The sequence below is a fragment of the Kaistella carnis genome, from assembly GCF_003860585.1.
GTDB lineage: Bacteria > Bacteroidota > Bacteroidia > Flavobacteriales > Weeksellaceae > Kaistella > Kaistella carnis.
This window is the reverse complement of sequence record NZ_CP034159.1, coordinates 995,884-1,018,635: the sequence shown is the minus strand read 5'-3', so window position 1 is coordinate 1,018,635 and position 22,752 is coordinate 995,884. Positions and strand designations below refer to the sequence as shown.

At 36.3% G+C, this 22,752-nt stretch carries 19 protein-coding genes and 1 tRNA gene; 3 read left to right on the top strand and 17 right to left on the bottom strand.

Features of this window, described 5'->3' with window-relative positions:
- Positions 1–75 precede the first annotated feature (75 nt).
- The 3 genes from EIB73_RS04555 to EIB73_RS04545 all read left to right on the top strand — a co-directional run bounded on the left by EIB73_RS04555 (position 76) and on the right by EIB73_RS04545 (position 5,084).
- Entirely contained in the window at positions 76–3,039 is a 2,964-nt protein-coding gene (locus tag EIB73_RS04555) for a tetratricopeptide repeat protein (protein ID WP_125023059.1), read from the top strand.
- Between the two features lie 79 nt (positions 3,040–3,118).
- Positions 3,119–4,897, top strand: a complete 1,779-nt coding sequence (locus tag EIB73_RS04550) for a TonB-dependent receptor (RefSeq protein WP_125023057.1) — start codon at positions 3,119–3,121, stop codon at positions 4,895–4,897.
- A gap of 113 nt (positions 4,898–5,010) precedes the next feature.
- Positions 5,011–5,084: transfer RNA gene (locus EIB73_RS04545), tRNA-Arg, on the top strand.
- Between the two features lie 226 nt (positions 5,085–5,310).
- Here EIB73_RS04545 and EIB73_RS04540 read toward each other — a convergent pair.
- From EIB73_RS04540 to EIB73_RS04455, 17 genes are all read right to left on the bottom strand, one after another.
- Positions 5,311–5,733 carry an organic hydroperoxide resistance protein gene (locus EIB73_RS04540; protein WP_125023055.1) on the bottom strand — a complete coding sequence of 141 codons (423 nt, stop codon included), beginning with the start codon at positions 5,731–5,733 and terminating at the stop codon, positions 5,311–5,313.
- A gap of 5 nt (positions 5,734–5,738) precedes the next feature.
- Complete coding sequence (locus EIB73_RS04535) at positions 5,739–6,173, bottom strand: MarR family winged helix-turn-helix transcriptional regulator (RefSeq protein WP_185144630.1); 435 nt, start codon at positions 6,171–6,173, stop codon at positions 5,739–5,741.
- Between the two features lie 31 nt (positions 6,174–6,204).
- Positions 6,205–6,837, bottom strand: a complete 633-nt coding sequence (locus EIB73_RS04530; protein ID WP_125023051.1) for an NAD(P)H-dependent oxidoreductase — start codon at positions 6,835–6,837, stop codon at positions 6,205–6,207.
- 171 nt (positions 6,838–7,008) lie between these two features.
- Positions 7,009–7,662 carry a fructose-6-phosphate aldolase gene (gene fsa / locus EIB73_RS04525; RefSeq protein WP_125023049.1) on the bottom strand — a complete coding sequence of 218 codons (654 nt, stop codon included), beginning with the start codon at positions 7,660–7,662 and terminating at the stop codon, positions 7,009–7,011.
- A gap of 323 nt (positions 7,663–7,985) precedes the next feature.
- Complete coding sequence (locus EIB73_RS04520; protein ID WP_125023046.1) at positions 7,986–8,240, bottom strand: acyl carrier protein; 255 nt, start codon at positions 8,238–8,240, stop codon at positions 7,986–7,988.
- 18 nt (positions 8,241–8,258) lie between these two features.
- Positions 8,259–9,530 (bottom strand): beta-ketoacyl-[acyl-carrier-protein] synthase family protein, encoded by a 1,272-nt coding sequence (locus EIB73_RS04515; protein ID WP_125023044.1) that lies wholly within the window; start codon positions 9,528–9,530, stop codon positions 8,259–8,261.
- Between the two features lies 1 nt (position 9,531).
- Positions 9,532–9,966, bottom strand: coding sequence for a 3-hydroxyacyl-ACP dehydratase FabZ family protein (locus EIB73_RS04510; protein ID WP_125023042.1), 435 nt, complete (start codon positions 9,964–9,966; stop codon positions 9,532–9,534).
- Complete coding sequence (locus EIB73_RS04505) at positions 9,967–10,764, bottom strand: SDR family oxidoreductase (RefSeq protein WP_125023041.1); 798 nt, start codon at positions 10,762–10,764, stop codon at positions 9,967–9,969.
- Entirely contained in the window at positions 10,758–11,810 is a 1,053-nt protein-coding gene (locus EIB73_RS04500; RefSeq protein WP_125023039.1) for a type III polyketide synthase, read from the bottom strand. Before EIB73_RS04500 ends, EIB73_RS04505 begins: the two co-directional genes overlap by 7 nt.
- Before the next feature lie 37 nt (positions 11,811–11,847).
- A complete protein-coding gene (locus EIB73_RS04495; protein WP_125023037.1) occupies positions 11,848–12,564 on the bottom strand; it encodes a methyltransferase domain-containing protein in 717 nt (238 codons plus the stop codon).
- Positions 12,564–13,706, bottom strand: a complete 1,143-nt coding sequence (locus EIB73_RS04490; protein WP_125023035.1) for an NAD(P)/FAD-dependent oxidoreductase — start codon at positions 13,704–13,706, stop codon at positions 12,564–12,566. The genes EIB73_RS04495 and EIB73_RS04490 overlap by 1 nt, the downstream gene beginning before the upstream one ends.
- Before the next feature lie 351 nt (positions 13,707–14,057).
- On the bottom strand, positions 14,058–15,965 hold the full coding sequence (acs, locus tag EIB73_RS04485; protein WP_125023033.1) for an acetate--CoA ligase: 1,908 nt from the start codon (positions 15,963–15,965) through the stop codon (positions 14,058–14,060).
- A gap of 456 nt (positions 15,966–16,421) precedes the next feature.
- The gene (locus tag EIB73_RS04480) at positions 16,422–18,323 is read right to left on the bottom strand and encodes an AMP-binding protein (RefSeq protein ID WP_125023031.1); all 1,902 of its coding nucleotides are present in this window, start codon (positions 18,321–18,323) and stop codon (positions 16,422–16,424) included.
- Between the two features lie 84 nt (positions 18,324–18,407).
- Positions 18,408–18,779, bottom strand: a complete 372-nt coding sequence (locus EIB73_RS04475; protein WP_125023029.1) for a response regulator transcription factor — start codon at positions 18,777–18,779, stop codon at positions 18,408–18,410.
- A 127-nt stretch (positions 18,780–18,906) separates the two neighbouring features.
- Positions 18,907–19,353 carry an IS200/IS605 family transposase gene (gene tnpA / locus EIB73_RS04470; RefSeq protein WP_125023027.1) on the bottom strand — a complete coding sequence of 149 codons (447 nt, stop codon included), beginning with the start codon at positions 19,351–19,353 and terminating at the stop codon, positions 18,907–18,909.
- Positions 19,354–19,448: 95 nt separating this feature from the next.
- Complete coding sequence (locus EIB73_RS04465; RefSeq protein ID WP_125023025.1) at positions 19,449–22,148, bottom strand: ATP-binding protein; 2,700 nt, start codon at positions 22,146–22,148, stop codon at positions 19,449–19,451.
- Positions 22,149–22,487: 339 nt separating this feature from the next.
- Positions 22,488–22,715: a DUF6814 family protein gene (locus EIB73_RS04455; RefSeq protein ID WP_125023021.1), complete on the bottom strand. Its 228-nt coding sequence runs from the start codon at positions 22,713–22,715 to the stop codon at positions 22,488–22,490.
- Between the last annotated feature and the right edge of the window lie 37 nt (positions 22,716–22,752).

Below are 22,752 nucleotides of genomic sequence, written 5' to 3'. Positions count from 1 at the left end.
AAAAGTGCTGTTGTAATATTTAGCTTTCGCAGCACGTTCTATTTTCCAAAAAAACTTTCCGAAAATCTGGATTAAATGAATTCAAAAAAAATCTTAATCGCAACGGCGATTTTCTATTTCGGCTTATCCGAGGCGCAACAATCTCAATATTTCAGCGACCGCGAAAATTACCGTTTCAATCTCGCTGAAAACCTTTACCAAAATAAAATTTATAACGCTGCACAATTTGAATATGCAAGACAGTATTTTTATAATGCAAATCTTTCCAATTCAAAAAAAGAGGCCGCCCAATTTTTCGACAATGTCATCGGCGTAATCCTGCGTAAAAATCATGCAGAAGAAGGATTGGATGCTTTCATTAAAGAATATCCAAACTCGGCTTATTTTGCACAGGCAAATTTACCTTTGGCCGATTTCTATTTGGCTCAAAAGGATTTTGATAAAGCGCTGGAAACCTTAGAAAACGTCAATCAGTATCAACTTTCAAAAGAAGAAAATACACAGTATATCATGAAACTCGGTTATGCGAAATTCATGACCGGTGATTCCCAAGGTGCTATTGAAGCTTTGGAAGAAGCCTATAAATCGACCGAAGGTTCCGACAAAGACGATATCGCTTACATGTTAGGACATCTTTATTATGCAGATGGACAAAACGATGAAGCTTTTACTTTTTTCGATCAGATTAGAGATAATGAGAAACATGCGCGCGTTGTAAAACCGTATTATGTTCAGCTTTACTTTAATGATAAAGAGTACGACAAGGCAATTGTAGAAGGCAATGCCTTGCTCAATGAAAATATTTCTGCCGATTACAAGGCAGAAGTTCACAAAATGATCGGCGAAAGTTATTTCATGAAAGGCGATTACAGTTCTGCTTATCCGCATTTGAAAATTTATTTGGAAAGCAAAGGATCGCCGTCTGAAAGTGATTTGTATGAAATGGGATTCGTGTCCGCACATTTGAAAAAATATGACGAAGCCGTTTCTTATTACAACCAATTGTTGAACAGCAATTCTGCAACTTCTCAAAACGCCTATTACCAATTAGGAAATGCCTATTTGGAAGTGGGCAAAAAACAGGAAGCGCTTTCCGCATTCCGTTCCGCGTACCAAATGACGTATGATCAAAAAGTGCAACAGCTGGCTCATTTGCAATACGCAAAACTCAGTTATGAACTTGGAAATCCTTTTGAATCAGCTTCTAATGTGATTCAAAATTATATTTCAAAATATCCAAACAGCCCCGATACGAAGGAAATGAAATCCCTTTTGGTGAAATCTTATTTGTATTCCGGTGATTATAAAGGGACATTGGCTGCCATTGACAAAATGCCGAATTCAACTCCTGAAACTGATAAAGTAGATCAGGAAGTTTCTTATTTATTAGGAACGGAAGAATTTAACAAAGGAAATTTAGACGAAGCTGAAAAATATTTCTTAAGAAGTCTGGAGTTCAATATCAATAAGGAATTTAATTCAAGAGCCACGTATTGGTTGGCGCAAACGTACTACCAAAAGGCAAATTATCCATCCGCAATTGTGCGTTTCGAAAAATTGCAGTCCGAAAATTTCCCGGAGAAGCAACAGCTGAATTACGATTTGGGTTACGCTTACTTTAAATCAAAGAAATTTGATAAAGCCAAAGAATACTTCAAAGCGTATTTAAATAATCCAAAACCGGAATTTAAAAACGATGCAGAACTTCGTTTAGCAGACACCTATTATGCGAATAATGATTTGAATGAAGCGATTGCCATTTACGATAAATCAGAAAGTGCTGATGACTATACCATGTTCCAAAAAGCCATGGCTCTCGGATTTAAAGGCGATACAGTTGCTAAAATTGCAGAACTGAAAAAGTTATTGGCGCAGTATAAAAATTCAGAATATTTTGATGATGCACAATATGAAATCGCAACGGCGTATGCGGCGAATGATGATTTCAAAAATTCAAACGATTATTTTAGTCAAGTCATTAAAACAAGCACTGATAAAGATCTAGTTGCCAATTCGCAGATTTATCGTGCTCAGAATTACATTGATCAGAATGAAGATTCCAAAGCTTTAGCTGAATTAAAATCTCTCGGAAATCAATACAAAAACACGGCGTTTGCGAGCAAAATTGTACAGGCAGCCCGACCGCTTTTCATTAAAAATAATGATGTTTCAGGTTACCAGAATTTTGCGCAAAGTATTGGCGTAAGAATCGATGCTTCAGAGATTGATGAAATTAATTTGAACCGCGCTAAAACTTTTTATGCCGGTAAAGATTACAAAAATGCGATTCCGTTATTTGAAAAATATTTAACGCAAAATCCAACGGGCGAAGGTTTATATCAGGCACAATACGAATTGGGTGAAAGTTATTTCCAGACCAATAATGCAACGAAAGCATTATTGGTTTTACAGGAAGTGGCAAACGTTCAAAATGATTATCAGGAAGACGCGCAGACCAGAATTGCTCAGATTTATTTGGCACAGAACAACAGTAACGAGGCGAAGAAATATTTGGTGTCACTTGCAAATTCAACCAACATCAACGTGAAAAATTTTGCGAATGTGGAGTTGATGAAAATTTATGCAGATGAAAAAGATTTCAGAAAAGCTGAAACTTTGGCTGATCTTGTTTTGCAAAATCCTAAAAATTCAGCTTCGGTGAATGAACTTGCGAAAGTAATTAAAGCCAGAAGTTTGATGAATAATGGAAAAGACACCGATGCAAAAACAGCCTACACGGCTTTAGAAAAATCTTCAAATACGGAAGTTGCCGCCGAAGCTTTATATGCTAAAGCTTTTTATCAAAATAAAGGGAAAGCCTTTAAATCATCCAATGAAACCATTTTTAAACTGGCCAATAATTACGCTTCCGAAGAATATTGGGGTGCAAAATCACTAGTGCTCATGGTTAAGAATTATATTGGCTTAAAGGACAATTACCAGGCGAGTTACACGGCAGATCAGATTATCGCCAACTACGGTGATTTCCCGGAAATTGTGTCGGAAGCAAAAGATCTAAAAAAGCAAATTAAAAAATAAATATAATTGTACAAAGTTTAAGGTACAATGCAGAAATTGGACATTGTACGCCTGAGATTTTACAATAATACATTAAGAAATGAATAAAAGAATTCAACATATATTTTTCATCGGTTTATTATTCTCCTCGACCGCAGTTTTTTCTCAGATCAAAGAAGAAAAATTGATTCTGGACCGAAAACGCGAACCGGAAGTGAAGAAAATCGAGAAGAAAAAAACCTCTATCGAAGCGGAAAAAAATTATCCACCTGAGGAAAAATCTGCGAATCCGCCGACGTATGATATTACAAATGTGCCGGCATCTTCAGATTTTAAAACCTCATTAATTCAGGGAGAAGATATCTCGCCGAAGTTTGATGCGGAATATCAGAACAACTATTTCCAGTTGGGAATGGGGAATTACGGAAAAATCCTGGCCGACGGAAACATTTCTACAGAACTGGAAAACGGTATGGAAGTAGGAGCGGATGTGCATTTTCTTTCAACTGCTGGTTTGCGAAAAGTGTATGACTGGAAATCCAAACAGAATAGTGCGGATATTGGCTTATATCTTAACTCTTACGGAGAGACAGGAAAATTTAGCATCAACGCCGATTATGGTTTAAATGATTATAATTATTACGGAATTTACGCCCTGACTCCGGCTTCAAATAATGTCGATTTAAAGCAGAAAACCAACCGAATCAAAGTAAATGGATACTATGATTTTTATTCCAACGATATTTTGAATGACGTTCGCGTGAAGTCCTCTTTTTTGAGTGATCATTTTAATGCAAAGGAAAATCAAGCCGAAGTTTTGGTTAATCTATCAAAACATGGAGTGGAATTTCCGGCATTTGATGACGTAACTTTTAATGCCGATTTGGGGCTTAATCTGGAAACGGTAAAAACCGATTTTGAATTGCTTGATAAAAATTCTTCGCAGTATTTAAATGCGACTTTATCGCCGAAAGCAACCTTTTTTAAAGGGAAATCTTATTTAATGATCGGTTCTGATTTTTCATTTTTGAATGGTAAAAATTCGAATATGATGTTAGCAGAACAGAATAAAAATAATAAAACCTATTGGTTTCCAAAAGCGGAATTACAATTTGCGGCAGCCGATGAATTCAAGTTTTATGCAGGAATTACAGGCGGTTTAAAGTTAAATACCTACGCAAATTTACTGGAAGAGAATCCTTATTTGGTATCTGATCAGGAATTGCGTGCGACGGAAACCAAATATAAATTCTATTTTGGATTGCGTGGTGATATTGATCAGCAGATCAAATATGATTTCAGCGCAGGATTCGGAAAAATGAATGATATTCTCTTTTTCCGCGCAAATGATCTGTTTAATTACGAAGTGGATTATAGACGTCAGGCGTATGATTTTGCAAACACATTTTCCTCCGTATATGATAACGGAACAGTGAGTGAGGCCAAAGGAAGCGTTCAATATTTCCCTTTAGCGAATTTGGCTTTGGATGCGGAAGTGAATTTTGAGAAATACAATCTCGATAATTATGAGAATATATTTAATAAACCTTTGGTAAGAGCCAGTATAGGAGGTAAATATTCCATGTTGGACAAGAAATTGAATTTGGGTGCGAAGGCAATTTTTGGAACGGATATGACAACCAATTCATTTCAGTTGAATAGAGAAGGAATTAATCTGGACTTTTATATCTCGGAACAGAATAATAATGACAAAGTTGGTGGATTTGCTGATTTAAATTTGTCTGCAGAGTACAAAGTTCACAAAAATTTCAGTATTTTTGCACTCGGAAATAACTTACTAAACACCCAATATCAAACTTACAAAGGGTATAAAGTTTTGGGAGCACAGATCTTGGGAGGAGTGAAGATTTCTTTTTAGAAAGTAGAAGAGTGGCGGATAATTGAATCGGGAGTGTTTGAATAGAAATAGTCCAATAGTTTTAAAACTTAAAAACTCAATCACGCAAAAGCTCAACTACTGAATTGAAAAATGGCTGCGTAGTTCAACTGGATAGAATATCAGATTTCGGCTCTGAGGGTTGGGGGTTCGAATCCCTTCGCGGTCACATAAAAAGGATAAAATTAATTTTTTATCCTTTTTTGTTTTTTAGAGATTGTGAATTTTAAATTGAGTAAATCTGCTTGAAAAAAAATATCCAGTAGATTATCTTCATAAAAAAAACGACACAACTTAAAAAAGTTATGCCGTTTTTAATTTTGATTAAATCTCAGAATCGATTCAATCTGCTATATATAATTGATGTGTTTTTGATAAATCTGAAGAGAACTGAATTATTTATTGGTCACCGCAAGTTTAACCTCAATATTATTTCTTGTTGCGTTCGAGTAAGGACAAACCTGATGAGCTTGTTCTGTCAAAGACTGCGCTTCTTCTAAAGAAACACCGGGAACATTTACATCTAATTCTACGGCTAAGCCGAAACCGCCATTTTCAATTTGACCAATGCTTACTTTTGCTTTTACGGTAGTTTCGCCGGTTTCGATCTTTGATTTTTTAATGACCAAGTTTAAGGCGCTGTCGAAACACGCGGAATAACCCGCTGCAAAAAGCATTTCGGGGTTCGCGAAGTCATCACTTGCGCCACCTAAAGCTTTTGGAGTTCGAACATCCATTTCTAAAATTCCGTTTTCACTTTTTACGTGTCCGTCACGGCCACCTTGCGCTGTTACGCTTGTTGTATACAATGTTTTCATATTTCTTATTTTTCTATTATTTTTAATAATTTCGTTACTGTTGCTTTCAATTCAACCAAGTCACTTTCTGATAAATTGAGTTTTTCCTGCATTTTTCCGGGAATGATACAGGCTTTTTTTTGAAGTTGATTTCCTTCTTCCGTCAGAAAAACTTCAACTACACGTTCATCTTCTTTCTTCCGATGTCTGATGATGTATGATTTTGCTTCGAGTCTTTTTAATAATGGCGTTAATGTTCCGCTGTCCAGATGTAATTTTTCACCAATTTGATTCACCGTTAATCTTTCATATTCCCACAAAACCATCATCACCAAATACTGGGAATAGGTAATGTCTAATTCCTCCAGAAAAGGACGGTACATTCCTGTAATTTCTTTGGCGATCAGATAAAATGGAAAGCATAACTGGTCTCCTAATTTTGGCGTGTTTAAATTTTCCATCATTTGAAATTAAAAAGAGTAGATAAGCGTATTATTTTTGAATGATAAATTCTTCCATCGGAATTCTCACTTTCTTCATGTGAGCCAAGTAATCTTTTTCTTCGTCTCTATATCCTAAATAAAGTAGAGTTACACTTCTTAAGGCCATTTCTTTCAAGCCTAAAATTTCGTCAACCACTTCATTGCTGAAACCTTCGGCCGGCGTACTGTCAATCTTTAATTCTGCAGCTTGTGCCATGGCTAAGCCTAAAGCGATATAGGTTTGTCTTGCGGTGTGCGAGAAATGCTCCTCAGCAGTTTGGGCACCATAAATCTCTTTTAGTTTATCGGTGTAGCTGCCAAATCTTCCTCTTGGTAAACCTCTCACATCGGTATGATAATCATATACCTCGTCGATTTTCGAGTCGGAATAGCGGTCCCAAGCTGCAAAAACCAAAACGTGTGAACTGTCTTTCATCACTTCTGGATTCAACGCACCCTGGACCATTTTTTCTTTCAGTTCCTGGTTTTCCACCACGATCACACGGAAAGGTTGTAATCCTGACGAGGTCGGAGCCAATCTCGCGGCTTCTAATATTTTATTAAGGTCTTCTTGTGATACTTTTTTTGAAGGGTCATAAGCTTTTACAGCATGTCTCCAGTTTAAATTTTCTATTAATGACATTGATATTAATTTTGTTAGTTCGTATTTACAAGTGCAAATATACTACGCAATTAAATTGTGTGAAATTTAATTTAATAGAAGATATCAATAAGCGATATAATAATTTTTGGTACAAAAAAAAACCGCCTGAGAATTCAGACGGTTTAGCTATTTTAAATAGAAAAATTCTTCTTATCCCATTTTTTTAGCATCAGCTACAAACTGTGCTAAACCCTTGTCAGTCAATGGGTGATTCAATAAATTAAGAATTGAATCTAAAGGTGAAGTAATCACATCTGCACCAATTTTAGCACAGTTGATGATGTGCATTGGCGAACGGATCGACGCTGCAAGAATTTCAGTATCGAACATATAATTATCAAAAATCATTCTGATTTCTTCGACCAAGTTCATTCCGTCCACTGAAATATCATCAAGTCTTCCCAAGAACGGAGAAACATAATTCGCTCCGGCTTTTGCCGCCAATAAAGCTTGTCCGGCAGAGAAAATCAAAGTACAGTTGGTTTTGATTCCTTTATTTGAAAAATATTTTAAAGCTTTAATACCGTCTTTGATCATTGGAATTTTAACCACTATATTTGGGTGAATCGCTGCTAATTCGTCACCTTCCTTAATCATTTCTTCATAAGTGGTGCTTAAAACTTCCGCAGAAATAGCGCCGTCAACGATTTCGCAAATGGTCTTGTAATGGTTCAGAATTGCTTCTTTTCCACTGATTCCTTCTTTTGCCATCAATGATGGATTGGTGGTCACTCCATCTAAAATTCCTAAATCCTGTGCTTCTTTAATTTGCTCGAGATTAGCGGTGTCGATAAAAAATTTCATATTACTTTTTGTTTTTGCAAAGGTAAGATTTTCGGGTGCAATAGGAAAATGATTTCGCTCTTAAAAAGGAATTTAAACCACAAAAGGCACAAAATTTTTTTATGTTTTAAGGTGCTTTCAATATAGTAATACTTTGAGTTTTCTTGTAAAAGCACAAATTGTTATGAGATATGAAAGTGCAAATAATCAAGTTTGAAATTCCTGAAGGAAATGTTCATCATCTTAAGTGTTTACTAAAACTTAATGATGCGATTTTGTGTCATTTTTGAAATCATCTGTGACATTTGTGTTTAAGAAATCTTCTAAATGAAATTAATAAAAAATTACTTTGCGGCAAGTTTCTCCTCAATAACAGCCAAAGCAAATTTTACATCCCGCATTTTTTCCATAGAATCGGCATCGATTTCAATATCAAAAACTTCTTCGACATCTAAAATTACATCAACTAAATTGGCGGAATTAATATTTAAATCGTTGATGAAATCTGTATCTTCATTAATGTTTGCTAAAGCCTCCTCATTTTTCACATAAGGTTTTACGATTTCTTTTAGTTTTTGAATAGCCTCTTCCTTGTTCATATCTAGAATTGATTTTTATTAAGAATATTTTTTAAAGATAATACATCCGTTCACATCGCCAAAACCAAAACTTACTTTTGCCGCAATATTGATCTCTTTTTTAATCAATTTTTGTGGAATACATTCCTCATCAATAATTGCAGAAATTTCTGGATTTAAATCTTCACAATTAATATTGGGTGCGACAAAATTTTCAGACAGTTGTAAAACCGTTGCCACACATTCAATACTGGCTGCTGCAGAAAGACAATGTCCTGTCGACACCTTTAGTGAATTGATGTAAGGAAAATCTTTCCCGGACCGATTTAAAGCAGATGATAAATTCTCAATTTCGGTAGCATCTTTTGAAGTCGCCGTTAAATGTCCGCTGATATAATCGATGTCTTTTGCTTCAATTCCGGATTCCAAAATGGCATCTTTTACACATTTTTGAACCGCTGTAGAATTTGGTGCGGTCATACTTCCACCACCTCGTTGACCGCCACTGTTCAGATTTCCACCCAGAATTTCGCAATAGATTTTGGCATTTCTTGCCAAAGCGGATTCCAAATCTTCAATCACCAAAGCACCGGCCCCACTTCCGGGAACAAATCCCGCTGCAGAGGCACTCATCGGTCGAGATGCTTTTTCTGGATTTTCATTCGATTTGTAATTACAAACTTTTATCGCATCAAAACCTGCCCAGATATAAGGACCTGAATCACTCGTGCTACCTGCTAAAATGCGTTTTGCTTTTCCTGCTTTGATTCGGTCAAAAGCCATTAAAACACTTTCTGTTCCTGTGGTACACGCAGAAGAATTGGTCGTGACTTGATTTCCTAAACCTAACTTTCCACCGAGATAAGCAGAAATTCCGCTATTCATAGTTTGTGATACAGCGGTGCTTCCTAATCTTCGGGTTTGAAACGCATCTATTTTATAAATACTTTCCCGAAATTTTTCAATCCCCGAAGTTCCGGCGCCGAAAATAGTGCCGCTTTCCCAATCAGGACTTTCATCTTTTGATGGTTTTAATCCCGCATCGTTCCACGCATCTAAACCTGCGATCACGCCGTAAAGAATTCCGGTTGAGTTAAAATTTCGTAATTCTAAATCGGTGAAATATTTGCTTAAATTTTCTCTATCAATAGGCGGAGTTCCGGAAACCTGACAGGAAAATTGTAAGTCGGCTAATTGTTGATCAAACTGAATACCAGAGCGACCTTCTTTTAAAGCAGACCGGAAATCTTCCAAACCAACTCCATTCGGTGCAACGACTCCTAATCCCGTGATGACAACTCGTCTTTCCATTTTAATTCACTTTAATAATTCCCGCTATTGTCCCTTCACAAACGATTTCTAACTTTTCATTCAGCATTTTCACTTTGCATTTTAATTTATTAAATCTAAAGTATATTTTCTCAGAAATCACGGTCACTTTTTCACCCGGAAAAACGGGTTTCAGAAATTCAATATCTGTTGATGTTAAACCAATCTGACTTTCTTCAGTCAAATCATTTCCAACCAGAAAAATTCCTAAACAAACCAATCCTATTTGCGCCATTGTTTCAGTTAAAATAACTCCGGGAGTAATTGGATTGTTTTTAAAATGACCTCTATAAAAATCTAAATCTTCTTTAAAAGTGAAAGTTCCAGTCACGCCATTTTCGTCAACGCTCACCAAATCATCCACGAATAAAAATGGAGTAGAATAGGGCAGTTTTTCTAAAATTTCTGTGGTATTCATTTAACTTAAATGTTCGCCACCGTCGACGGGAATTATACAACCGTTAATCCAAGCGGCTTCATTAGTACATAATAAACTGACCACATTTGCCACATCTTCCGGCGTGGTTAATCTTTTAAAAGGGTTGCGTTTTTTGGTGTGTTCTTTTATTTCTTCACTGGCCGGAATCATTTGCAAAGAACGAGTATCCGTTACTCCGGCCTGAATACAGTTTGATCGTAAACCAAATGGAGCAAACTCCAAAGCGATATTTCTGGAGATGGCTTCCAAAGCGGCTTTTGCAGCGGAAACTGCTCCGTAGTTATTGATGGGTTTTGAACTTCCTTCACTTGTGAAAGCAACAATTCTTGCGTCTTCCGCAAATAAATTATCATTGAAAATTAATTTCGTCCAGTCGTATAAACTGATTGCCATGGCTTGAAGCGTAATCGCAAAATCATCGGCAGAAAGGCTTTCATTTTCATCTCCGATCATTGGTTTCAAATTTCCTTTGGCAATGCTGTGCAAAAGACATCGAATCTTTCCTTCCGAACCTAAAACATTTTTTAATTCCGTTAAAATATCCTGTTGATGTTCCAGATTTAAGACATCTTTATTTAAACTTAAAAATTGAATATTTTCATTTTTAATGGCTGAGAATTCTTTATTAATGGATTCCATTTCTGCACGAGAACTGCGATGTAGAATACAAATATTCATTCCTTCGCTTGCTAATTTTTTTGCAGAAGCTAAACCTAATCCTGAACTCCCGCCCAAAATCACAGTCCAATAATTTGTATTTTCAAATCTTCTTACCATTGCAATAAAACTCTTTGTGCAGAAAATCCAGGTCCAAAACTTAACATTAAACCTTTCTCGCCTTTCTGCGGTTTTTGATTTATGATTTCTTCTAAAACATAAAGAACAGTTGCGCTTGACATGTTTCCGTACAATCTTAAAATCTCTTTTGTGGTATCAATATTCTTTCCCAACTTAGAAAATAAACCTTCAACCATTTGAACGATTTTCTTTCCACCTGGGTGGAAAATCAGATAGTCAACATCTTTAATTTCTAAATTTTGTTTGGCCAAAAAAGGATGAATAATATTGGGGAAATGTTCACCAATGGTATCGGGAACTTCAATATCTAAAATCATTTGCAATCCAGAATTCGTGAGTTTGAAACCCATCATATGTTCATTATTATAAAAATGATACATTTCTTCCGCTAGAATTTCTGGACCTTCTGCATTTTCTTCTGACGATAAAAGGACACAAGCAGCGCCGTCGCCAAAAATCGCAGCACTTACAATATTTGCCATGGAAAAATCTTCCAGTTGAAAAGTCGCGGTCGGACTTTCTACCGCAATTACTGCAGCACGTTTTCCTGGGTTTGCCTGTAAGAAATTCTTGGCATAAATAATTCCGGAAACTCCGGCGGCACAACCCATTTCGGTTACGGGCAAACGAACGATGTCTTGGCGTAGATTTAATTTGTTGATCAGATAAGCATCAAGAGACGGAATCATAATTCCGGTGCAACTTACGGTGATAATATAATCCAAAGATTGCGGATCCCAATTGGCTTTTTTCAAAGATTTATCTAAAACCTGTTCGCCTAATAAAACAACTTCCCGAGCATAAATATTATTTTTGTCTTCAAAAGATGTTGCTGTGAAAACTTCAATTGGATCCATAATGGAATACCTTTCGTCAACTGCGGCACCTTCAAAAATCTTTTTGACTTTACGCACAAAACGGCTGTCTTGGTTTACTAACCATTGATCTAAAAAGGGTAAAACTTCGGAAGTTTTTCGGGAATATTTTGGGAGTTGCTTGGCAACGGTAACTATTTTTACACTCATATGTCATTGCGAGGTACGAAGCAATCCGTAACTTTTATTAATTAGTTTTTGTGATAATCCATTGGTAGCGAAAAGCCCACTTCCATTTGATGCTGTATTTTTTTAATCCTAATTCGGTTGAAAATTTTTCTAAATCTTCTCTTTTGAAACCTCTTAAAATAGAAATTAATCCGTCTTCCGCGGTCATTTTTTCTAATCTAAAGATAAAGATAATTGCCTGAAAAAGTCGGTAAGCCAATTTACTTCTTTGTAAATCATTGACGACGATTCCTTTTTTCACCAAATTTAAAATTACACGCATTATTTTTAAAATTTCATCATCTTTAAAGTGATGTAAAGTAAGCGTTATCAAAGCAATGTCAATATTATATTTTGAGAAATCGTAGAGAAAAATATCTTCTGCTAAATAGGTGATATTCTCAAACTCCTCCGAACATTTCTCAGCATGTCGAATCGTTGCTTCATTGGCATCAATACCAATTAACTGGAAATTTAAATTATTTTCTTTTCCAAATTTTGATAACATTCGCAGCATATCACCGCTACCACAACCAAAATCCATGATGGTAATGGTTTTATCTTTTGGAAAATCTTTGATTAAAGTTTTAACGCCTTCTAAAGTCACCGAGTTTCCGCCCAGTAATTGATTAATTCTGGCGATGTCATCCAAAGCGGTCACTAATCCGTCATTATCCATCGAGAAATCGTCCATCGATTCTTCAAGATCTGTTCTGTACGTCGTATCTAAAGCCATTAATTTTGAGTCATATTGATTTCTTTTCCGTGCGTTTTTCTAATGATAATAGGAAGTAGGAAAGGAAGATGGGTTATTAAATTTGTCAAAACTTCGGAGAGTTTTGAATGTTCTAAAATACTACCTAAAATTCGGCCATACCATAATCTTTGTTTGAAATTTTTATTCCAGTTCGAAGAATAATTTCTTTCCATTTCCTGTCTCGAAATTTTTCCGGATAAAAAATCTATTGTTTCTTCCGAAGCCAATTTTGCACTGTGAATTGCCATCGCCATTCCATTTCCGCATAATGGATGAATTAATCCTGCAGTGTCTCCCATCATTAAAATATGGTTTTCTACATTTTCTTTTTTCTCAAAACAGATTTGACTGATGGTCAAAGGTTTTTCAAACACAGAAGTTGAATTTTCTAAAATCTTTTTTAAATGAGGATTTTGAGCGACTACTTTTTCCTGGAATTCTTCAATGTTTTTATATTTCTTGAACGATTTAAAATTAGTTAAATAACAGATGTTGAGCAAATTATTCTCCACTTTTGAAACGCCGCAGTAACCACCTTTAAAATTGTGCAAACCCACAACATCTTTTTTAAATTCTCCTTTGTAATGAGATTTTACCGCTAACCACCGAGATTTATTTTTTAGAAAATCGCGATTCATTTTTAAATCTAAATTTGATCTTTTTCCAAATCCACCTAAAACTATTTTTGTGGTCAAAGTTTTTCCTGAGGTCAAATGAACTTCAAAAAAATCATCTTTAAAAATGACTTCATTCACTTGATCTTCAACAATCTGACATTTTTGTGAAAGGGCTTTTAAATAAAGTGCGTGGTCTAAAGTATAACGACTAATTCCAAAACCACCAAGCGGAAGTTTAGTTTCAATCGTCCGTCCAGATTCTGATGAAAATTGTAATGATGTAATGTGAGTCGGTTTTAATTCTTCAATATTTACATTGAGCCACTCAAAGTAGGGAAGGACTTCATTCGAAATATATTCGCCGCAGACTTTATGTTTTGGATAAGAATTCTTCTCAATAACAATGACTTTACAACCCATTTTCGTGAGGTGTATCGCGCTTGTTAAACCTGCTAAACCACCGCCAATGATGATGACTTCGGTAGCGCAATTTGAATTCTTCAATTTTTATTTAAATGTAGTAAAAAATTTTACCACAAAGTCACAAAAGTTTTGTTGTATACGTTTATCATTTGCTTTTTAACACAATAGTTAAAGTTTGAAAGCACGATGCTGAACAGCAAACATTAGTTTTCAATTCCGTAGGAAATCTTAATCATCAACTCCTTAACCAAAATTTTAATGGTGATTTTTTGTATTATTCTTATGCAATCTTTTGAATGTCTAAATTTCCAGCGACATTTCTTTTGTTTCTTTTGCGGTAAAAAAACAAAAAAACCTCACGTTTCCGCAAGGTTTTGTAATTTATTGTGAGATTTTAAACATCCATCATCAGACATCCATCACCCAACAATCTTAAATTTTCTCATTCTTAATCTCCTCCACAATCTCCGGATTCAACAACGTAGAAGTATCGCCGAAATTAGCAAAATCACCTTCCGCAATTTTTCTCAAAATACGACGCATGATTTTCCCGGAGCGGGTTTTTGGCAAGGCAGAAACAAACTGAATTTTATCCAGTTTCGCGATCGGTCCAATCGTATCAGAAATCACGTTGTTGATTTCTTTTCTCAAATTATCTCTGTCACGATCTTCGCCACTGTCTTTCAACATCACGAAACCGTAAAGCGCACTTCCTTTCACATCGTGTGGATAACCGACAATCGCAGATTCCGCCACGGCTGGATGTAAATTCACACTATCCTCAATCGGTGCAGTTCCCAGATTATGTCCGGAAACAATGATCACGTCATCGACACGTCCGGTGATTCTGTAATAACCAACTTCGTCCCTCAAAGCGCCATCTCCCGTAAAATATTTCCCAGGAAAAGCCGTGAAGTAAGTTTCCTTATATCGTTGATGATCACCCCAAATTGTTCTAGCAATTCCCGGCCACGGAAAACGGATACATAAATTGCCATCCACTTGATTTCCAGTAATTTCATTTCGCTTATCATCCATTAAAACAGGCTGAATTCCCGGCAACGGCAAAGTCGCATAAGTAGGTTTCGTCGGCGTGATAAAAGGCAAGGGCGAAATCATAATTCCTCCAGTTTCAGTTTGCCACCAAGTATCAACAATCGGACATTTTTTCTTGCCGACGTGATCGTTATACCAGTGCCAAGCTTCATCATTAATCGGTTCACCAACAGATCCGATCACTCTTAAACTCGACAAATCGTGTTTTTCAACCCACTCGTAAGATTCTTTTGCCAAGGCACGAATCGCTGTCGGAGCCGTATAAAATTGCGTCACTTTATGTTTTTCAATCACTTCCCAGAACCGATCCGGTTCAGGGTAAGTTGGTACGCCTTCAAAAATAACCGTTGTTGCGCCATTCAATAACGGTCCGTACAAAATATAAGAATGTCCTGTAATCCAGCCGATATCGGCGGTACACCAATAAATATCATTCTCTTTGTAATTGAAAACATTTTTAAAAGTATACGCTGTATAAACCATATAACCAGCGGTGGTGTGCAACATTCCTTTCGGTTTTCCAGTCGAGCCGGACGTATATAAAATAAACAGCGGATCTTCCGCATCCATGATCACCGAAATAAAATCAGAAGGCGCTTTGTCATAAAGAGGAGCCAACCAAAGATCTCTTCCTTCTTTCATGTTCACCTCGCCGCCGGTTCTTTTTACGACCAAAACTTTTTCCACGGTCGGACATTTTTCTACGGCTTCATCGATGATTCCTTTTAAATCAATTGATTTTGTACCGCGGTAACTTCCATCCGAACAGATGATCATTTTCGCTCCACAATCGTTGACTCTGGATTCCACAGCGTTGGCCGAAAATCCTGCAAAAATCACCGAGTGAATCGCGCCCAATCTTGCACAAGCCAACATCGAAACCGCCAGTTCCGGAATCATCGGCAAATAAATACAAACCCGATCACCTTTCTGAACGCCCTGATCACGCAGAACATTCGCCATTTTACAAACCCGGTCGCGCAATTCGCTGTAGGAAATATGTTGCGCCTCCTCTTTTGGGTCATTCGGCTCAAAAATAATTGCTGTTTTATCGCCACGCTCATTCAAATGCCGGTCGATACAATTCTTTGTAATATTAAGTTTTGCATTTTTAAACCACTGAATTTTAGCGTCTTCCATGTTGTAATCCACCACTTTGGACCACCGTTGATACCACACAAAATTCTCATCAGCCACTTTATCCCAGAATTTTTTCGGGTTTTTAATCGATTTTTTATACTGTTTAAAATAGTCCGGCAAATCGTCTATCACGTAATTTTTCATAATATTTAATTTTTTTTAATTCTAATTTTATTTAGGAGCCGGGAACCTGCTATCCGCTCATATTCCTCACACCAAGCTTTTTCCCAACGCTTTTTCCGGGGTAACCGCTTCTATCAGGGCTAGTTACGACCCGTTCTTTTTATTCCAATTTTTGTTTAAATATAACTTAGTTTTTTTCATTCATAAACTCATAGGGCTACGCCCTATGCTATTGATTACGCCACTTCGTGGCTGGATGAAGGATTTCCAATTACTTTATTTCCCTATTAGTTCATCGTTGATGAATTTTATTTTCACTTAATATCATAATGGGTAAATTTCTCACGCACAAATCTTTTATTATTCAAAACGCTTTGCTAAGTGAAACGCCTTTGCGCCCGTAATTTTATGCAGCATTATTAATAAATTCTTTGCGTCTTTGCGTTAAAAAAAGCGTTAAACAATCGACACAACAATTTACAAATACTTCTTTTTATATTCATCCATTTTCAACTGCAATTCCTCCACAACACTTTCATCATCAATCGTCGAAGGCATTTGATATTCCTTTCCATCCAACATCGTCCGAATCAGTTTTCTCAAAATTTTCCCAGACCGCGTTTTCGGTAAACGATTGACCACCAAAGCATTTTTCATACACGCCACAGCGCCTATTTTTTCGCGAACCAATAAAACAAGATCCTTCTCCAAAGTCTTCTCATCCCCTTCCGAACCTGATTTTAAAACCGCAATGGCGAAAGGAATTTGACCTTTTAAATCATCATCAATTCCGACCACACAACATTCTGCAATTTCTTTGTGAGCAGACACAACTTCTTCCATTTCTGCGGTAGAAAGTCGGTGACCTGCGACGTTTATGACGTCATCAACTCGTCCTGTTACGAAAACATAACCGTCTTCATCTTTAATGGCGCCGTCTCCGGAAAAATAATACCCAGGAAATCTGGATAAATATCCAAATTTAAAACGTTCCGGATCGCCCCAAATTCCCATCATCGCTCCTGGAGCCAAAGGAAGTTTGATCACCAAATAACCTTCGTGATGCGGTTCGAGTTCATAACCTTCTTCGCTGAAAATTTTAATATCATAACCCGGAATTGGTTTTCCAGCGGATGCTCTTTTAATTTTAACATCTTCAACTCCCGGCATTAATCCCAACATCGGCCAACCTGATTCAGTTTGCCACCAATGGTCAATTGCCGGAACTCCCACAAATTCATCATACCAATCGAGCGTTGCAACATCACATCTTTCGCCCGCTAAGAACTGCGTTCTCAACGATGAGAGATCATATTTCTTAATAAATTTTCCTTCCGGATCTTCTTTTTTAATGGCACGAATTGCGGTTGGTGCTGTAAACATGACCGAAACTTTGTGCTCTTCAATAACCCGCCAGAATGTTCCGGCATCTGGAGTTCCAACTGGTTTTCCTTCAAAAATAATCGTTGTATTTCTGTTAATTAATGGACCATAAACCGAATAACTGTGTCCAACTGCCCAACCAATATCAGAAGCTGCCCAAAAAGTTTCACCTTCTTTTACACCATAAATATTCTGCATTGAAAACTTCATCGCAACGGCATGTCCGCCATTATCACGAACAACGCCTTTTGGTTTTCCAGTAGTGCCGGAAGTGTACAAAATATAGAGTGGATGGGTAGATTTTACGGAAACACAATCGGTTGGTTCTGATTCAGTCATTAACTTTTCAAAATCAACCAATGAAGAATCGTTTTTAAAATCAACCCGATTTCCGAGTAGTTTTCTATCAAAAGCCACAATATGTTCTGGTTGATGTTCGGACATCGAAACTGCTTCTTTCACAAAAGGCAAATACGGAATTCTGCGGGAAACTTCCATTCCGGAACTTGCGGTGATAATCGCTTTTGGTTGACAGTCGTCAATTCTGATGGCTAATTCCTGTGGCGCAAATCCACCAAAAACAACGGAATGGGTAACGCCTAATCTCGCACAAGCCAACATGGCAAATACAGATTCGGGAATCATTGGCATATAAATGATCGCGGTATCACCTTTTTCTAAACCTAATTTTTTCAGGCCGCCCGCAAATTTTGAAACATGTTCTAAAACTTGGCTGTACGTATATTTGATGATTTTGTTCGTCACCGGAGAATCGTAAATAATGGCAACCTGATCCCCAAATCCATCATTGACATGTTTGTCAACTGCCAGAAAACAGGTATTTAATTCACCCTCTGCAAACCAAGTTGGGTAATTTTCACCATCGTCGGTTAAGATATGTTTTGGTTTTTTAAACCATTCAATTTGTTCTGCCTGTTCTGCCCAGAATTTTTCTTTTTGCGTAATACTTTCTTTAAACATTTGATCTGCGTTCATGATAGGTAGGTTTTAGGGAGTGGATTTTAGGTTTTAGTCTAAATTCCCAAAATTGAGTTTTATGTATTGCTTATTACCGATTACTTATTGCTTATCTGCCAAAAGTTCTTCAACCCGCTCTGTCAGTTTTTTTATTGAATAAGGTTTGGTGATGTAATCATCTGCGCCAAGTTCCAGCCCTTTTTTAATATCTGCTTCGCCACTTTTTGCGGAAAGTAAAATGACTTTTATTCCACTAAGGTTTTTATCTTTTTTAATTTCTGAAAGCGTGGTGTAGCCATCAACATTGGGCATCATAATGTCCAATAAAATCATATCGGGGATTTCGGTTTTCAACAGTTCCAAAACTTCGGAACCGTCTCTGGCGATAAAAACTTCATAACCTGCTTTCTTAAATGCGTATTCCAAGGTCATGATGATTTTGTGTTCGTCGTCGGCGATTAATATTTTTTTCATGTTTCTTTCATTTTGCCGTAGGTTTCTCCTACAGTTGTTATTGTTGAACGCTTCGCGTTCTTCGTTCTTTTGGGCGACCGCGAAGCGGTTGAATTTCTTTGCCATATGTGAAACTTACGGACTAGGTTTATAAAAGATATTTTTCATCAAATTCAATTTCATTTTCCAGCAATAATCTCCGGTATTCGGATTCAAAATCTTCAGCATGGTGATGCTTTTTTTGATTTTTAATATAATTAATGATCATCTCTTTATCTCTTATGCAGTACGTAAATGCGCCATAACCTTCCTGCCATTCTTCAAATTCGGGAAACAAATCATTTTGTTTCATCCATAAGTTACTGGCAACTTTAATGTCTTTTACCAGATCGCTCAGTCGAACGGTTGGATGCAAACTGGTGAAAATATGGAGATGATCGGGCATTCCATTAATCCTGTATAGCGTGCATTTTTTGTTTTTAATAATTCCCCAGATATATTTATACAATTCGTCTTCGTGTTTAGAATTGAGGGTTGGTTTTCTATGTTTTGTAGAAAATACGATGTGATAATATATTTGGGTGTAGGGTGACATTTTTTTTGATCATTTTTTCCGTACGTTTCACATACGGCTATTGTTGTTGAACCCTTCGGGTTCTTGGTTCTTTTTATATCATTTTTCCGTACGTTTCACATACGGCTATTATTGTTGAACTCTTCGAGTTCATTGTTATGTTCTTTAATTGGTAAGAAAACCTCAAACGTTACTCCAATTTCTTTGTTTTTTACTTCGATGTCGCCGCCATGTGCGATCATTATTTTTTTACAAATCGCTAAACCTAATCCACTTCCTGTTGGTTTTTGAAGATTTTGATTTTTCGACTGATAGAATTTCTCAAAGATGAAGGCCAGATCTTCGGTCGGAATTATTTTTCCTGTATTGAAAATGGAAATTTTTAACTGGTTTTCCTGTTTCTGAAATTTCGTTTGAATCATGCCTTGTTCATTGGTGAATTTCAAAGCGTTTCCTAAAATATTTTGAAAAACCTGAATCATTCTGGGTTCATCATATTCAAAAATTTCATCTTCTAAAAGATTGACTTCCGAATGGTGAAGACTTCTTTGTTCAAAAAGATGAAGTAAAGGTTTCACTGATTTCCGGAAAGTTTCAATAATATTAAAGGACTGAATGTTTAAGGGAATAGTTCCAGTTTCCAGTTTGTCTAAATAAAGAATGTCATTAATAATTTCACTCAAACGATCGGATTCTGAAATGATGTTTTCCAGGAAATCTTTCTTTAATTCTGCCGGCATTTCTTCATCATCTAAAAGAATTTCACTCGTCGCGCGAATTGCCGTCAGCGGTGTGCGAAGTTCGTGTGCAACGCTATCGAGGAATTCATCTTTTTGTTTGTCTTTTACGATTAGATTTTTATTGGCATTTTGAAGATCATCAGATAGTTTTAATAACTGCGAAGACTGCTCACTCAACTGTTTATTAATAGAAATATTTTCCTTCGATTCTTCCAAGATTTTTAAAACTTCCGGAAGAGAAATTTTATCTTCTTTGGTTACGCCTTCAATTAAAATTTTTGCTGATGCTGTTCCGATTCTTCCGCTTAAAAGGTTCTCTGAAAACTTGATGAAACGGGAATCAGCCGTATCACTATCGTCGGTGATTTTATATTTTAAATTGAAGATTTTCAAGGCTTGCTCTGTCTTTTTCTCTCCTAAAAATCGAACTAAAATCTTTTGAATATCAGAAACATTTGCCGTTCCTTTCCAGATGTATGCGTTCTCGTGATTTTGAATGTAATCATTGATGTCTACATAAATTTCAGCATAATTTCTTTCGCGATAATCTGAAACTGTATTTGCCGAAATAATGGTAAATAAAAGACCATTAACTAACAGACTCCAGAAGAAAATCTGTGGAATTGGCGATAAGTAAGGAATATTAAAAAAACTGAAAAAACCGTGATTGAAAAAAGTACTTTGTTGGTAATTTTCAGAAAAACTTGGCAGTACTAAACCTAAATAACAAATAAGAACTCCCACAATAATTCCGGTCATCGAACCTAAATAAGTTCCACGTCGCCAAAATATAGCGCCGAAAAAAGTAGGTGCTAATTGTGCGATTAAAACAAAAGAAACCAAACCAATACTGAATATACTTTTACCTAATATAAAATATTTATAAAAAATAAAACTGACCAAAATCAATAAGAAAATACTGATTTTTCTAATGTTAACGATGTTTTTGGTGTTGTCTGTTTCCGACCCAAATTTAAACCTATCCAGCCAGCCGTAAGGAATGATGATGTTATTCGAAAGCATAATCGACAATGAAAAACTCGAAATAATAATCATCGAAATACAGGCGCTTAATCCACCGAAGAAAACCATCGTAGAAATGATTGTATTTCCAAATTTCTGTGGAATGAGAATAGAGTAGAGTTCGGGATTTACATCTTCACCAAAAAATAAAATCTTTCCGCCCCAAGCAATTGGGAACACGAAGAAGTTGAATATTAAAAGATATAAAGGGAACAGCCAAATTGCAGTTTTGATGTGTTTCTCTTTTCTGTTTTCGATAATTGCGGTGTGAAATTGTCTTGGCAAAAGAAAAATCGCGGACATCGAAAGCATCGACATTAAGAACCAGTTGAAGCCGCCTTCTAAACCGTTAAAGGTATTTTTGGCAGCGAAGTCCGGTAACTTTTCGGCTTGGTTGTAGATGTCTTCGAAACCATTAAATACACCATAAACCACGAAGATGCCGAGAATGATGAAGAAAATTAATTTTAAGAAACTTTCAACTGCAACGGCAGAAATAATTCCAAGTCTTTTTTCCGAAGCATCCACATATTTTGTTCCGTAATAAGAGGAGAATAAGGCGATTATTAAAACAACATAGGTTGCCGAATCGAAAAATATATTTGTAGTTTGATCGGTTTCCGTTATTAAATGGAAGGTTTCCGAGATCGCTTTAATCTGTAAACCGACGTAAGGAATAATCGCAAACATACAAACCAAAGCAATTAAAGCACTTAACGAGCGGCTGTTTCCGTATCTCAAAGAAATGAAATCTGCGATACTACTGATTTTATTTACCCGAGAAATTCGGATGATTTTTGAATTGATATAAATCCAGGCTGGAATAATAATGATGGGACCAACGTAGATCGCCATATATTCTAAACCTTGATTTGCTGCCACACCGATGCTTCCGTAATACGTCCATGCCGAGCAGTAAACTGCCAGAGAAAGTGCATAAACGTACGGATTGTTTACCCAAAAACTGCTTCTTCTCTTCTCCGCGAAATACGCAATAAAGAACAGAAGACCCAGATAGAGTACAACCAGTGCAAAAAGCAAATAACTATTCATGAAATTTTTTAAAAATAATAAATGAAGTGAGACATGAGGCTGCCCAAACAAAAAAGATATAAACGTAAATGAGCGGCAAGCCAATTAATTTCTGTGAACTGTTGAACAAAAGCAAAACCGGCGCATTGAATAAAATAAACAATGCAATACTTAAAATAATCAGTTTTTGTTGATGTCTCTTTTTCATATGAAGTTTCTATTCAATTTAAAAGTCATATGGAATCGTTTAATCGCCATTTTGATTTTTTTAGAAAATATATAATTGACGATTTCATTTTAATAATTAAAAGAAAACAACGGGAAAGGAATTTCCCGTTAGTTTCCTAATTTTAAATTGTACTATACTTTATCGTCGGAATATTCTCCTGTAAAAGAATACCAGCCGAAGATTCCTAAACCACCTACGATGATCGGCATCAGTACGGTGAGGATGATCCAGCCAAATACGGTGTCTTCTTGTTTGTCCGACATAATTTTCGGAATTCCAAACATACTTAAACCGTAGTAGGCGACTACCAATGCTAAAAGCATCCAGACAATTCCTAATATTTTTTTTACTTGATCCATTTTTTTGTTTTTTAAAGTTAATGAAAATTTGAAAGAT

What these genes read in the sequence shown, in the direction of transcription:
- EIB73_RS04550 (WP_125023057.1), top strand. Translation starts at nt 3,119, where the DNA reads ATGAATAAAAGAATTCAACATATATTTTTCATCGGTTTATTATTCTCC.
- EIB73_RS04515 (WP_125023044.1), bottom strand. Translation starts at nt 9,530, where the DNA reads ATGGAAAGACGAGTTGTCATCACGGGATTAGGAGTCGTTGCACCGAAT.
- fsa (WP_125023049.1), bottom strand. Translation starts at nt 7,662, where the DNA reads ATGAAATTTTTTATCGACACCGCTAATCTCGAGCAAATTAAAGAAGCA.
- EIB73_RS04480 (WP_125023031.1), bottom strand. Translation starts at nt 18,323, where the DNA reads ATGAACGCAGATCAAATGTTTAAAGAAAGTATTACGCAAAAAGAAAAA.
- acs (WP_125023033.1), bottom strand. Translation starts at nt 15,965, where the DNA reads ATGAAAAATTACGTGATAGACGATTTGCCGGACTATTTTAAACAGTAT.
- EIB73_RS04540 (WP_125023055.1), bottom strand. Translation starts at nt 5,733, where the DNA reads ATGAAAACATTGTATACAACAAGCGTAACAGCGCAAGGTGGCCGTGAC.
- EIB73_RS04535 (WP_185144630.1), bottom strand. Translation starts at nt 6,173, where the DNA reads ATGGAAAATTTAAACACGCCAAAATTAGGAGACCAGTTATGCTTTCCA.
- EIB73_RS04475 (WP_125023029.1), bottom strand. Translation starts at nt 18,779, where the DNA reads ATGAAAAAAATATTAATCGCCGACGACGAACACAAAATCATCATGACC.
- EIB73_RS04500 (WP_125023039.1), bottom strand. Translation starts at nt 11,810, where the DNA reads ATGAGTGTAAAAATAGTTACCGTTGCCAAGCAACTCCCAAAATATTCC.
- tnpA (WP_125023027.1), bottom strand. Translation starts at nt 19,353, where the DNA reads ATGTCACCCTACACCCAAATATATTATCACATCGTATTTTCTACAAAA.
- EIB73_RS04530 (WP_125023051.1), bottom strand. Translation starts at nt 6,837, where the DNA reads ATGTCATTAATAGAAAATTTAAACTGGAGACATGCTGTAAAAGCTTAT.
- EIB73_RS04465 (WP_125023025.1), bottom strand. Translation starts at nt 22,148, where the DNA reads ATGAATAGTTATTTGCTTTTTGCACTGGTTGTACTCTATCTGGGTCTT.
- EIB73_RS04510 (WP_125023042.1), bottom strand. Translation starts at nt 9,966, where the DNA reads ATGAATACCACAGAAATTTTAGAAAAACTGCCCTATTCTACTCCATTT.
- EIB73_RS04455 (WP_125023021.1), bottom strand. Translation starts at nt 22,715, where the DNA reads ATGGATCAAGTAAAAAAAATATTAGGAATTGTCTGGATGCTTTTAGCA.
- EIB73_RS04495 (WP_125023037.1), bottom strand. Translation starts at nt 12,564, where the DNA reads ATGGCTTTAGATACGACGTACAGAACAGATCTTGAAGAATCGATGGAC.
- EIB73_RS04505 (WP_125023041.1), bottom strand. Translation starts at nt 10,764, where the DNA reads ATGGTAAGAAGATTTGAAAATACAAATTATTGGACTGTGATTTTGGGC.
- EIB73_RS04555 (WP_125023059.1), top strand. Translation starts at nt 76, where the DNA reads ATGAATTCAAAAAAAATCTTAATCGCAACGGCGATTTTCTATTTCGGC.
- EIB73_RS04520 (WP_125023046.1), bottom strand. Translation starts at nt 8,240, where the DNA reads ATGAACAAGGAAGAGGCTATTCAAAAACTAAAAGAAATCGTAAAACCT.